This is a genomic window from Aeromonas sp. Y318-3 (assembly GCF_027706185.1).
Taxonomy (GTDB): domain Bacteria; phylum Pseudomonadota; class Gammaproteobacteria; order Enterobacterales; family Aeromonadaceae; genus Aeromonas; species Aeromonas veronii.
On record NZ_JAPDCN010000005.1, the window covers coordinates 13,338 to 26,097 of the forward strand.

A 12,760-nucleotide genomic window follows, 5' to 3' on the forward strand; every position below is an offset into this window, starting at 1 on the left:
ATTTTTATAACAAAAAGGGGCCAAAGGCCCCTCGATTATAACGGCTTATCGCGCCAATAGCGGTCGTAAAAAACGAGCTGTATGAGACTCTTTATTGGTGCAAATCTCTTCCGGCGTCCCTGTCACCAGAATGCGGCCACCACCGGCGCCTCCCTCCGGTCCCAAATCGACGATCCAGTCGGCAGTTTTAACCACATCCAGATTGTGCTCGATGATGACGATGGTGTTGCCGCGATCCCGCAGCTGGTGCAGCACCTTGAGCAACTGCTGGATATCGTGGAAATGCAGCCCTGTGGTCGGCTCGTCCAGAATATAGAGGGTCTGACCGGTATCCCGCTTGGAGAGCTCCCGCGCCAGCTTGACCCGCTGCGCCTCGCCGCCCGACAAGGTAGTAGCAGACTGGCCGAGGCGGATATAGGAGAGGCCCACGTCCATCAGGGTCTGCAGCTTGCGCGCCACTGCCGGCACCGGATCGAAGAACTCGCGGGCATCTTCTACCGTCATCTCGAGGATTTCGTGGATGTTCTTGCCCTTGTACTTCACCTCCAGCGTCTCGCGGTTGTAGCGCTTGCCCTTGCAGACATCGCACGGCACGTAGACATCCGGCAGGAAGTGCATCTCTACCTTGATGACCCCATCCCCCTGGCACGCCTCGCAGCGACCCCCTTTCACGTTGAAGGAGAAGCGGCCCGGCTGGTAGCCGCGTGAACGTGCCTCCTGGGTGCCGGAGAGCAGCTCGCGGATCGGAGTGAACAGACCGGTATAGGTGGCCGGGTTGGAGCGCGGGGTACGGCCGATGGGGCTCTGGTCGATATCCACCACCTTGTCCAGATGCTCCAGCCCCTCGACGCTGCGATAGGGTGCCGGGGTGGACTCGGTCGCCTTGTTGAGCTCGCGGTGGGCGATGCGGAACAGGGTGTCGTTGATCAGGGTCGACTTGCCGGAGCCGGAGACGCCGGTAACGCAGGTCATCACCCCGATGGGCAGATCCAGGTTGACGTTGCGCAGGTTGTTGCCGCTCGCCCCCTTGAGTTTCAGCCACTTGCCGGTGAGCGGGGTGCGCTCGGCCGGAATGGCGATCTGTTTGCGACCGGACAGATAGTCACCGGTCAGCGACTCCGGATTGTCGATGATCTGCTGGGGGGTGCCCTGCGCAACAATTTCGCCGCCATGCACACCCGCCCCCGGGCCGATATCCAGCACATGGTCGGCGAGGCGAATGGCATCCTCGTCGTGCTCCACCACGATCACCGTGTTGCCCAGATCGCGCAGATGGGTGAGGGTCTTGAGCAACCGCTCGTTGTCGCGCTGATGCAGACCGATGGAAGGCTCATCGAGTACATACATGACGCCCACCAGCCCGGCACCGATCTGGCTGGCCAGTCTAATGCGCTGCGCTTCGCCGCCTGAGAGAGTCTCGGCACTGCGGGACAGGCTCAGATAGTTGAGACCGACGTTCACCAGGAAGCCGAGCCGCTCGACGATCTCTTTCAATATCTTCTCGGCAATCTGGGCGCGCTGGCCAGTGAGGTTAAGCCCCTCGAAGAAGGCGAGCGCATCGCCGATGGACTGCTCGGCAATGGCCGGCAGGTTGCGGTTGTCGACGAAGACGTGACGCGCCTCTTCCCGCAGTCGGCTGCCACCGCAGCTGGTACAGGATTTGTTGGCGATGTATTTGGAGAGCTCTTCACGCACCGAGTTGGACTCGGTTTCGCGGTAGCGCCGCTCCATGTTGTGCAGGATCCCCTCGAACGGGTGCTTGCGCACCACCACATCGCCGCGATCGTTCATGTAACGGAACTCGATCTCGGTACGACCCGAGCCGCGCAGGATCACCTCCTGGGTCTTGACCGGCAGATCCTCCCACGGCGTCTCCAGATCGAACTTGTAGTGTTCGGAGAGGGATTTCAGCATCTGGAAGTAGTAGAAGCTGCGCTTGTCCCAGCCACGAATGGCGCCGTTGGCCAGACTGATGGCCGGATCGCCGATCACCTTGGCCGGATCGAAATATTGCTGCACCCCGAGGCCGTCGCAGGTCGGGCAGGCACCGGCCGGATTGTTGAAGGAGAAGATGCGCGGCTCCAGCTCCGACATGGAGTAGCCACACTCCGGGCAGGCGAAGTTGGCGGAGAAGGTCATGGGGGCAACCCCCTCCTCCCCGTCCATTGGCACTACCAACACGATGCCGCCGGAGAGGGTCAGCGCCGTCTCGAACGACTCGGCCAAACGCAAGGCAAGGTCCTCGCGCACCTTGAAGCGATCCACCACCACCTCGATGGTGTGCTTCTTGTGCAGCTCCAGAGTCGGAGGATCGGAGAGGTCGCACACCTCGCCGTCGATACGGGCACGGATGTAGCCCTGGGCCGCCAGATTCTCCAGCAGCTTGGTGTGCTCCCCCTTGCGATCGCGCACCACCGGGGCCAGCAGCATCAGCTTGCTCCCCTCCGGTTGGGCCAGCACCTGATCCACCATCTGGCTGATGGTCTGGGCGGCGAGCGGAATGGCGTGAGTCGGGCAGCGCGGCTCACCGACCCGGGCAAACAGCAAACGCAGGTAGTCGTAGATTTCGGTGATGGTACCGACGGTCGAGCGCGGGTTATGGGAGGTAGACTTCTGCTCGATGGAAATAGCGGGCGAGAGCCCCTCGATATGGTCGACGTCCGGCTTCTCCATCAGGGAGAGGAACTGGCGGGCATAGGCGGAGAGGGACTCCACATAGCGGCGCTGCCCCTCGGCATAGAGGGTATCGAACGCCAGAGAGGATTTGCCCGAACCGGAGAGGCCGGTGACCACGATCAGCTTGTCGCGGGGCAGGGTCAGATTGATGTTCTTGAGGTTGTGGGTGCGAGCACCCCGGACCACGATCTTTTCCATCTTGTTGCACGCTCGATACAGAAACCTGAGCGAGTCAGTATGGCATAGAGACTACTGGATGAATAGACAGTCATGAGATGAAATGCGCATCATCCGGCGCACGCCATCTGCTCTTTTTTCTCCACCAGCAGTCGCTCGTTTTGCCATATCCGGGCGGTGACCTCGACCCGATAGGGGCAACGCAAACCCAGCCCTATTTTGCCAACCGCCATGACCACTCCAGCCTGCAGCGACAGATTACGGCTCTGGCGCTGAGTCGTGCTCCCGGCGGCCCCTTCGCTGCGCACCAGCAACCTGACACTCACCGTCACGTCGCGCTTGCTGAACAGCGTCGGTGCAAGTGACAGCCCCTGTTCGCTCTGCACCATATTGAGGGACAAGCGGATCGACGGTTCGGGTTCCATCTCAGTGTTTCTTGTACTTGCTGGGGTCGCGACGCGATGGACCAGCATCAACCCACAGAGCAGCACCAATAAAAGAGGGGCCCGCAGGCCCCTGAATCCGGAGATAACCATCAGTTGCTACCAGAACCCTGATAGACATAGGCATGGTTATCGCTGCCCAATACGGTCACATTGGCAGTATTGAAGCTTTCGTTTTGCACCACATCAACGGTGTTGCGCCCCCCACCAACCCCAGCATTGACGTAGACATTAGCCTCGTGCTCAGCGCCGTTCTGGGTCACGGTGAGTTTGTTCTCGCTACCCAAGTAGGACTCAACCTTGGCATTGTTCAGCTCACCATCCTGGCTCACTTTGACCACAGACTCAGAGTGAGACGCATCGGCATAAGCCCAGTTGTCAGTACCTTTCTGAGCAACGACCAGCTCGTTGTCCGAGCCCCAGGTCCATGCGCCTTTGCCTTCACCATCACGAGCAGATGCAACCTGGTTGCCAGTTCCGTTCTGGTCGATATCGATGGTATTGCCGCTGCCTGCTTGTTGCACTGCATTGGCATAGTTGTCATTGCCTACCTGATCAATGGTGACCGCACCATCGGTACTGCTGGCTAACTGATTGACCACGGCCTTGTTGTCATCACCTGTCTGGTTGATCAAGGCATCATTGCCAGTACCTTGCTGGTCGGTCTCAATACGGTTGCGATTACCATCTTGTTTCAACTCAGCAAACTCGCTGCTACCACTCTGTTTTGCCAGCAGGTGGTTGCCCTCCCCGGCATCAGATCCTTGTTGCAGGGTCACCACCTTACCGCCGGTTCCACTTTGCTCAACAGTCGCTACGTTGGCACTATCGTATTGAGTGACGTCTGCATTGTTCAAAGAACCACTCTGAGTCACCACTGCAGATGTTCCTTCCGCCGGTGCATAGTCATAGTTACCGGTTGCCTGCAGCACCTTGGTGATATTGCTCTCTCCACGTTGTACCACTTCGGCGTTGGCTCCATCAGCCGCTGTCTGGGTCACGTCAGCCTGGTGAGCCCCCCCTTCTAACTGCTGTACACTCGCCCGAGCGAAATCGGATATCTGGTTATTAATGACAGCCCGATTACCATCCGAGATTTGAGTGATCCTAGAGTCAGCTAAGTCACCATTATCTTGCTTGATCTTGGCGTCGTTACGCTCCCCATCCTGCACAACCCCGGCAACCGCACCGCCATTCTCAAATTGCTGAATCACATCAGCAAAGTTGTCGCTCCCCTTTGTATCGATGGAGGCTTTGGAGAGGTTAGTGTCACCTTGTTGCAAGATGTAACCACGGTTGCGGTCACCCACCTGCCTGGTATCTGCATCTGACTGGCCGGTATTCTTTTGAGTGGTAACAGCTGTGTTGTCGTTACCAGCTTGTTCGATGTTAGCCTTGTTATCGACGCTTCCCACTACTTGGTTAATGGTGGCGGTATTGCCGCTCTGGACCTGGTTCACCGTAGCCTGGTTGCCAGTAGATGCCGCCCAAGCGGTGCTGGTCGCCAGAAGAACTGCCGAGGCAATGATGGTACGTTTAAACATGATTTCCCTCTCGTGCTAATGGTTGAGCCTAGGCTCAGTTGGTTTGAACGACATTTACTTGCTGATTGGCTCCCGTCTGAATAACGGTTGCCGCCAATCCGTTACCGTTTTGCTCGATGCTGGCCTGATTACCATCACCCAGCTGGATCGCCCGGGCCTGATTGTCTGCCCCTTGCTGACTGATCCAGGCTTCATTGCCGCTGCCTTGTTGCAGCAGCCAAATCCGGTTATTGATGCCCGCCTGATAGAGCTCGGCGCTATTGCCCTCGCCCAGTTGCGCGCCATTGACCCAGTTCTCATCTCCCACCTGGGAGAGCGCCAACTCATTGGCCCACCCCTGTTGCAGCAGACGCGCCTGATTCAGCTCCCCTTGCTGGGTGAGGTGCAGTTGCTGCTCGCTACCGAGTTGCCACAACAGCGCCTGATTCCCATCGTTCTGCAGACCGGAATCCAGCTCGCTTGCCATCGCCAGCTCGTCGAAGACGGCAGGCTCTGCGGCGAGTTGCGGAGCGCCCGATATCAGCAGAAAAAAGAGAGCACTCAACAGGTGTTTCATCGCGCCATCGCCTTGTTGGAAAACGCCCACAGTATCCCTGTCAGACCAGAGGCGGCCTATCAGGCACTCCGCTGATTCGAGGATGAAAAGCGCCGCCCTGTCGCTGAGCAGAAAGTCTTAATTCGTATTCGATGGAGGCCAAAAAAATGCCCTCCACCAGGGAGGGCATTGCACGAGCGGGAAAACTCAAAGCAGCGGGGCATTGTCTTGCAGGTACTCCTGCAGGATCGGATTGTCGATATCCCGCTGGTCAGCCAGTTGCCACAGATTGTCCCGCACGCCATTGGCAATCAACCGGATCACCCCGGACTCGATAGCCGACATGACACACATCTGTACCGGCTCATTGGTGCTGAAACCGGCCTCGGCCTCCAGCAGGCGCTTGTACTCGACGAAGCGGAATACCCCCGCCTGCACCTGTTGCGACAATACGGTCTTGGAGGTGGTGACACTGTTCAGAATCCGGCCTGAACGGATATCGACGGCACGCAGATTGACCGTCACCTGATCGACCCGATACTCCCCGCTGGCGCCGATGCCAAAATACTTGGCCCCCGCCCCGCCGGTTCGCACATTGCTGTCATAGGCGACGATCCCCCCCTCGATCAGGATGTTGGCGGCGACCAGCGAGGGCAGTTGATTGGCATTGTTGCCGGGAACATTGGGCTTGTTCTGGGCCGCCCGCACAATCTTGCGCTCGGTCAGCAGGTTCTGCAGCCCTTCCCGCTCCAGCGGCACAAACCATTGGGAATCCCACAAGGCCGTGCTCAGCATGGCCACCCCACCCTGGGTGACCGCCGTTGAGAAGTTGGACGCCGGTGCAGGCAGGTACTGACCGGTCTGGTCGCGAAAATCGTAGACGGCCGCAACAATTTTCCCTTTTGGCTTGGGCAGACTGATCAGCTCCTTGTAAGAGACGGAGCGCGGCATCAGGGTTGCCTTCTCATCGGCAACGGGCGAGCCGATATGGGTCGCACAGCCAGCCAGCGCAAGCAGGGGCACTATCAATAACAGTTGTCGTTTCATCGCGCCCTCAGTCGGCAATCAGGCCATTCACTTCGATCATGGTGGTCTGGTTGGTCACCCGGTCGGTGATCGAAACCACCAGGGTGCCATCTTCATCCACCACATTGATGGCAAAATCATCGGTCACCAGACTGCCGCTCTGGCTGCCATCCTTGCCGATATCGGCCAGCAGTTGGCTGATCAGGCGGGATTGCAGGTTGGAGGTCAGGCGATCCAGCGCCGAGGTGCCGCTGCTACCGCTGCCACTGGCGGGATCCTTGTAATCATTCTGCGCATTGGCGGTGCCAAGCAGATGACTGCTGTTGAGAGGGTTACCCCCAAAGCTGGGGTTGACGGGGCGATAGACAAGCTCCGACGCATGGAGCGCTGGCGCTATCAGTGCTGCAACTAGCCATAACCGGGCACGCATGAGAAATATCCTTATAGTTCATCATGTTCCAAATCGAAGGTATCCATGAACAGGGTCGCGATCTTCTGCTGTTCGAGGGTCTGCCTGACCTGTGACCAAGCCAGTTTGGCGCTCTGCTCCTGCTGATTGCGGCCGGGAGAGAGCGCGGTTTTAAAAATCACCTTCCGGTTATGAGTGATCCAGATCAGGCTGCCCCAGCGGGCTGTCGGGCGCTCATGAATCGTCAGATTTTCTCTGGCATCCGGGTCTTCATCGCTGCGCAACCGGGTAAATTCGTTATAAAAGCCCTGACCGAAACGGGTAAAAGTGCGATCCAGCACCAGACCATCCACATCCAGCCGATCACTCTCCTGCTCCGGCTGCACCGACTCCAGCGGTGTATCGGCCTCGCCCGCCACAACGGTCGTGCAGCCCCAAAGCAGCGCGAGGCAACACGCCACAGAGAGCGCTTTCATCAGTGGGAGTCCGGAGCATCGAGATACTCTTTGGCCCAGCTCACCGCCTGGATCCGGTTCTTCACATTCAGCTTTTTAAAGACGTTATAGAGGTGGGATTTGACGGTGTGCTCGCTGACAAACAGGCTGTCGGCGATCTCGACATTGGAGGCGCCCGTCATCAGATAACGGATGATCTCCTGCTCTCTGGCGGTCAGCAGAGTGTCGTTACGCAGCAGATAACTGTTGCCCTGGCGATAGTATTCGACCAGCTCGCACAGCAGGTGACGCGGCATCCAGTACTCGCCCAACAGGATTTTCTGCAACCCGGCAACCAGCCGGTCGAGCGGATCCTGACGGAAAAACAGACCGCAGATCTGCGGCCACATCAGCAGCAGGTCGCGATCCGTCGCAGTGGGAGCATTGAGCAGTACGGTGGTCGCCATGCCAAAGCGTTCGGAGATCGCCCGGTTCCAGCCCAGTGACTGGCCGGAGCGGATATAGTCGAGATCGATGAGAAACAGCGTGCCGTCACACTGGTTATCTAGCTGATTAATCTCGTGGATTAGCTGGACGGGACGGCTCAAATGAGAGATGAGGTATGCAGCAAATGTGCTGGCCTGCACATTATTTTCAGTGACCAGTGCGATCGGGCATGCGGCTTTCATTGTGTGCTCTTCCTTGAACCTGTAAACCACCTAATCTGGCCGACTGAGTCTACCAAGGAGGTATGGGAGCACAATATTAAAAAAGTATGAGAATGGATCTCATAAATATCGTAACCATATGTTTTTGGTCGATTTAAAAACCTATTCCAATTCGCCAATCGGCCAGCATAACAGGAATATATGGCAGAAATGTGATACCGGACGCGCCGGAAACAGCAGCAACCCGACCATCACTACAGCAGGAGCCAACAGTTACCTTTGGCACATCAAGCAGGTTAAGGATGCTGCCAATCCGCTTCGCAACTGTTACTATGACCGTCACATGCGTCTGCGGGACATTGCGCCCCGCACACAGCAACTAATCAGGTATCTAGTCGTGTTGGACCAGGTTTCGACCTGGCCGGTAAATAAGGTGGAAGAGAGATTATGGCCAGTCGAGGCATCAATAAAGTCATTCTGATCGGTAACCTCGGGCAAGACCCGGAAGTACGCTACATGCCGAGTGGCGGTGCTGTGACCAACATTACTCTGGCTACCTCCGAAACCTGGCGCGACAAGCAGACCGGTGAGCAGAAAGAGCGTACCGAATGGCATCGCGTCGTCTTCATGGGCAAGCTGGCCGAAGTGGCTGGCGAGTACCTGAAGAAGGGCTCCCAAGTCTATGTAGAAGGCAAACTGCAGACCCGCAAATGGCAAGATCAGAGCGGCCAGGAGCGTTACACCACTGAAGTGCTGGTCGACAGCTTCACTGGCGTGATGCAGATGCTGGGTGGCCGTCCGCAAGGCGGTCAGGGTATGGGCCAGAACATGGGTGGCCAATCCCAGGGTAACTGGGGTCAGCCACAGCAGAGCATGCCTGCCCAGCAGCCGATGAATCAGCAGCGCCCGGCACCGGCTCCGCAGCAGAACATGCAGCCGCAAGGTGGTTATGGCCGTCCTGCCCAGCAGCCGCAATCTGCGCCGCCGGTATATAACGAGCCGCCGATGGATTTCGACGACGATATCCCGTTCTAAGAACAGAATATTGAAAAGGCCCTGATAACTCAGGGTCTTTTTTTATGCACTCAGGCTGAACCTCTCAGCCCGAAAGGGATATAACGCTCTTTGGTTGCCTCCCCTACAGTGATGGATATCCTCCACAGGAGCGCTTTGTGAAAAGTGCAATGAAACTGCTCACCCCTTTATTACTAATGCTGACCAGCATGCTCTCCGGCCAGTTGCAGGCAACGCCACTCAAGGTCGGGGTCAGCTTTGCCATCCCCCCTTATGTCATCGAAAGTAATCAGCGTGGCATTGAGCTGGATCTGCTGAAAGAGGCGTTCGCTGGCAGCGGCTATGAGCCCAGCTTTGAATTTCTGCCGCTGGAGCGTACCTTCCGCCTGTTCGAGTCAGGAAAGCTGGATGCCATCATCAACGTCAGACCCGGTATGGTTGATCCTCACGTTCTGACCCAGCCCGTTATCACCTTCCATAACCGGATCTTCACCCTGCGCAGCACCCACATCAATACTCTGGACGACCTGCATTCAAAACGGGTCACCGCCTTTCAACGGGCAAGGATCATTCTGGGGGGCGCGTTCGCCACCATGACCAACCAGAATCCCCACTATGAGGAGGTAGCCAAGCAGCAGGTGCAGGTACATCAGCTGATGCGCGGCAGGGTCGATGCAGTCGTACTGGAGGAGCGGGTGTTCTACTACTACCTCGACCAGCTGATTGCCACCGCCCAGGCAGGCGAGCACTACGAGCGCAATCAGGTCAGGCAAGCAGACCTCTTCCCGCCCACCGTCTATCACTTTGCCTTCCGCACGGCCGATGCCCGCAATCTGTTTGATAAGCGCCTTGAGGCGATGCGTCAGGATGGTCGTTATCACCAGATTTTCGCGGCTTACGGCGCAACGCCGTGAGCCACAAACATAAAAGCCAGCCGGTAAGGGCTGGCTTTGTACTGGCTCCGAAGGAACAGCAGTAGGGGAGCGTTACTTCATTGCGCTGCCGTTTTTCAGTTCTGCTTTCTGACGTTTGGCTTCGCGTTTCTCTTTCAGTGACATCTGCGGTTTTTTCTTGGCATCTTTGCCGTTGTGATGTTCTTTGTTACTCATCATCAAACTCCAAAAATGTTACCCAGACAGTTGGTTCCTCATGGGAGCCAGCATGCCATCCGAATCATCAACTTCAGTACGCTTGGTGGGATGGTGCAAGACCATCACCAGACCCAGCATACCCTCCAGCAGCATCCGGATCCAGCCTCATTCTCGTCCAAAAAATGCTGTGCTCCGCCCCCTGGGCGCAGAGGCCAAACGACCTCGATAGGAAAGACCAAAAAAGAGTAATTCGCATTATTAAATGTTGTCACGCTTATATTAAGCCATCGTTACCTGGATATTTTCACGGATAAATATAAATCCCTCTCATTATTTATTGCCGCTCAAGAGGCCACCATTTTAATAAGCATTCGCAATATCATCGGAAACATCAGGTTACAACACCGAATAGGTTATTTCCGGTCAGCCGGATATAATGCGCGCCGCACCGAAATATCCGTTTTTATTCAGGAAGCTGTGACATGAACAGAAAAACCAGAGCCGCCATGGTGTCGGTCTGCTCCAATATCAGTCTGATCATCATGAAAATGGTGGCCTGGTTCGCCAGCGGCTCGGTCAGTATCATCTCGGAGGCGATCCACTCCGCCATGGATCTGGTGGCGGCCATGATCGCCCTGTTCGCGGTGAAAAAGTCCGATCTCCCGCCGGATGAACGCCACCCCTATGGTCACGACAAGATTGAAAATGTCTCCGGCGTCATCGAAGCACTGCTTATCTTGCTGGCCGCGGGCTGGATCATCTTCGAAGCCGTCGACAAGCTAATCACCCCTAGCCCGATTGAAAGCATTGGCTGGGGCGTGCTGGTGATGGTGATCTCGGCGCTGGTCAACAGCGGCGTCTCTGCCTACCTCTACAAGGTGGCCCGAGAGGAGGAGTCGGTCGCGCTGGCTGCCGATGCGCTTCATCTCAAGGCGGACGTGCTCACCTCCGCCGGGGTCGCCGTCGGCCTTGGCGGGATCTGGCTGGCCGGTCTGTTCGGCCATTCACTCGCCATCCTAGACCCGCTAGTCGCCATTGCGGTCGCCATCTTTATTGTCAGAGAGGCCATCAGCATGCTCAACGAGGCCTTCCAGCCGCTGATCGACCAGAGCATGAGCCCGGAAGAGCTGGCGATGACCAGCCGCATCATCACCGAATGCTGCCCTGCCGCCAGCGGTTTTCACGATCTGCGCAGCCGTCGTGCCGGACGCCGCCGCCATATCGACTTCCACCTCACCCTGCCCCCGGAGATGAGCATCGGCGAAGCCCACGATATCTGTGATCGCATCGAACACGCCATCATGGAACAACTGCCCCACGCCATCGTGCTTATCCACGTCGAGCCGGAGGAACAAGAGCTGCCCTCGCCGCTCGCCATAAACTGAAATGTGGCAAACAGGCGGGAAAGTGGCAGCGAAATAACGGAAAGTTGGCACAAACCCGCATTTTTACTGCCGGAAAGCCGATTGCATAAGAAGTGATCGGCACAACTGTGTTAGGGTGTCTAACCACCCTGCCGCAGGAGCGCGCCGTGAAAAAGCTGGAAATGAAAGATCTGACCGAGGCCGAAAAAGCCGAGATAGCCTTGTTATTGCAAAAGGCACAAGCCAATGCAGACCACCAGCTGACCAACGGAGAGCGGAACAAGATCCGCGAAGAGGGTCGCCTGAAAATTGTGGCGGACCGCGCCGAAGCAGCCAAGGCAGCCTCCAAGCTGGCTCGCGAGAAAGCCAAAGAGCGTGCCAAGAATCAGGTACTGCCGGAAACCTTCAGCTGGATTGATTCGGTCAGCAACAAGTTTCGCAGCAAGCGCTGATCCCTTCTTGCAAAACGCCCGCTGGCACTTGGTGCCAGCGGGCGTTTGCATGTCTGGGCGATGCTCGATGAGCCAGATTTGGCGCCGCCATTGATTTGCCGCTCAGAAGCTAATCGCAGCAGCAAAGAAGTGATTTACATTGTGAGTTAGAGAGAACGCCAACTGACAATCCCCATCTATCGCCAGCTTTTCATTTTTTCTCATATTTTTTGCCAGAACTGGCTACATAGTCAGGACAAAAAAGCCGAATCTGACTTGCCACAGGGTGATATGAGTCTGCACTGATTTTCCTATGCCGTTGAAATGCATCATGTTTACTATAAAAAATGATATTTTTGGCTGTTACAAAACATTAATATCGAGATAAAGTTTGCTTTAAAAATGAGAGCGTGTTTTAATCTTTCTCGATGGTTCGGCAGTTCAGACCTGATTATGTTAGGCAGTCATTTTAGTAAAGCAGTGATTAGCATAAGCGTTATCCTCGGATAATTCTTATCAAATAATTCTCCTTCTTTAGTGCTCCCCATACGTATTGCTGACGAAAAATCAAAAATTGCCATTTAGGTGGCATTCAACACTATTTAAGGAAATTATTATGTCTAACAAAATGACTGGTACCGTTAAGTTCTTCAACGCTGAGAAAGGTTTTGGTTTCATCTCCCCGGCTGACGGCAGCAAAGACGTGTTCGTACACTTCTCCGCTATCCAGTCCACCAGCTTCAAAACCCTGGACGAAGGTCAGCGCGTTGAGTTCACCATCGAGCAAGGCCAGAAAGGCCCGGCTGCTGCCAACGTAGTTGGTCTGTAATTCAAGCCGGAGCATACTGCTGATGGCTCATGCCAACCGCTGACAGCTCTGCAAGAATTTAAAAAAACCCGCTTCGGCGGGTTTTTTGTTGTTCCCCGCTTTTTTCCTCACTGATCTCC

Annotated in this window: 14 protein-coding genes; 5 read left to right on the top strand and 9 right to left on the bottom strand. The window is 56.2% G+C overall.

What is annotated here, in order from left to right:
- Positions 1 to 45 precede the first annotated feature (45 nt).
- The 8 genes from uvrA to OKB77_RS08225 form a co-directional block, all read right to left on the bottom strand.
- A complete protein-coding gene (gene uvrA, locus OKB77_RS08190; protein WP_064341415.1) occupies positions 46 to 2,874 on the bottom strand; it encodes an excinuclease ABC subunit UvrA in 2,829 nt (942 codons plus the stop codon).
- Between the two features lie 89 nt (positions 2,875 to 2,963).
- Positions 2,964 to 3,278, bottom strand: coding sequence for a curli-like amyloid fiber formation chaperone CsgH (csgH, locus tag OKB77_RS08195; protein WP_223849270.1), 315 nt, complete (start codon positions 3,276 to 3,278; stop codon positions 2,964 to 2,966).
- Positions 3,279 to 3,388: 110 nt separating this feature from the next.
- Positions 3,389 to 4,840, bottom strand: coding sequence for a curlin (locus tag OKB77_RS08200; protein ID WP_123172279.1), 1,452 nt, complete (start codon positions 4,838 to 4,840; stop codon positions 3,389 to 3,391).
- 34 nt (positions 4,841 to 4,874) lie between these two features.
- Entirely contained in the window at positions 4,875 to 5,396 is a 522-nt protein-coding gene (locus OKB77_RS08205; RefSeq protein ID WP_042080925.1) for a curlin, read from the bottom strand.
- Between the two features lie 186 nt (positions 5,397 to 5,582).
- A complete protein-coding gene (locus tag OKB77_RS08210; RefSeq protein ID WP_005355003.1) occupies positions 5,583 to 6,422 on the bottom strand; it encodes a CsgG/HfaB family protein in 840 nt (279 codons plus the stop codon).
- Between the two features lie 7 nt (positions 6,423 to 6,429).
- A complete protein-coding gene (locus OKB77_RS08215) occupies positions 6,430 to 6,831 on the bottom strand; it encodes a curli assembly protein CsgF (protein ID WP_042063493.1) in 402 nt (133 codons plus the stop codon).
- An 11-nt stretch (positions 6,832 to 6,842) separates the two neighbouring features.
- A complete protein-coding gene (locus OKB77_RS08220) occupies positions 6,843 to 7,286 on the bottom strand; it encodes a curli production assembly/transport protein CsgE (RefSeq protein WP_110304471.1) in 444 nt (147 codons plus the stop codon).
- A complete protein-coding gene (locus OKB77_RS08225; protein WP_042080923.1) occupies positions 7,286 to 7,933 on the bottom strand; it encodes a LuxR C-terminal-related transcriptional regulator in 648 nt (215 codons plus the stop codon). The genes OKB77_RS08220 and OKB77_RS08225 overlap by 1 nt, the downstream gene beginning before the upstream one ends.
- Before the next feature lie 426 nt (positions 7,934 to 8,359).
- Here OKB77_RS08225 and OKB77_RS08230 point away from each other — a divergent pair, with 426 nt between their 5' ends.
- The gene (locus OKB77_RS08230; protein ID WP_005340181.1) at positions 8,360 to 8,947 is read left to right on the top strand and encodes a single-stranded DNA-binding protein; all 588 of its coding nucleotides are present in this window, start codon (positions 8,360 to 8,362) and stop codon (positions 8,945 to 8,947) included.
- A gap of 149 nt (positions 8,948 to 9,096) precedes the next feature.
- Complete coding sequence (locus tag OKB77_RS08235; RefSeq protein ID WP_123172277.1) at positions 9,097 to 9,840, top strand: substrate-binding periplasmic protein; 744 nt, start codon at positions 9,097 to 9,099, stop codon at positions 9,838 to 9,840.
- A 72-nt stretch (positions 9,841 to 9,912) separates the two neighbouring features.
- Here the strand turns inward: OKB77_RS08235 and OKB77_RS08240 are convergent, their stop codons facing one another.
- On the bottom strand, positions 9,913 to 10,038 hold the full coding sequence (locus OKB77_RS08240; protein WP_019445191.1) for a hypothetical protein: 126 nt from the start codon (positions 10,036 to 10,038) through the stop codon (positions 9,913 to 9,915).
- Positions 10,039 to 10,499: 461 nt separating this feature from the next.
- Between OKB77_RS08240 and OKB77_RS08245 the strand changes: the two genes are divergently transcribed.
- The 3 genes from OKB77_RS08245 to cspE all read left to right on the top strand — a co-directional run bounded on the left by OKB77_RS08245 (position 10,500) and on the right by cspE (position 12,641).
- A complete protein-coding gene (locus tag OKB77_RS08245; protein WP_270817362.1) occupies positions 10,500 to 11,402 on the top strand; it encodes a cation diffusion facilitator family transporter in 903 nt (300 codons plus the stop codon).
- A gap of 146 nt (positions 11,403 to 11,548) precedes the next feature.
- The gene (gene yjbD, locus OKB77_RS08250; protein ID WP_005340165.1) at positions 11,549 to 11,833 is read left to right on the top strand and encodes a DUF3811 domain-containing protein; all 285 of its coding nucleotides are present in this window, start codon (positions 11,549 to 11,551) and stop codon (positions 11,831 to 11,833) included.
- A gap of 595 nt (positions 11,834 to 12,428) precedes the next feature.
- Entirely contained in the window at positions 12,429 to 12,641 is a 213-nt protein-coding gene (gene cspE, locus OKB77_RS08255; protein WP_005316548.1) for a transcription antiterminator/RNA stability regulator CspE, read from the top strand.
- Positions 12,642 to 12,760 lie beyond the last annotated feature (119 nt).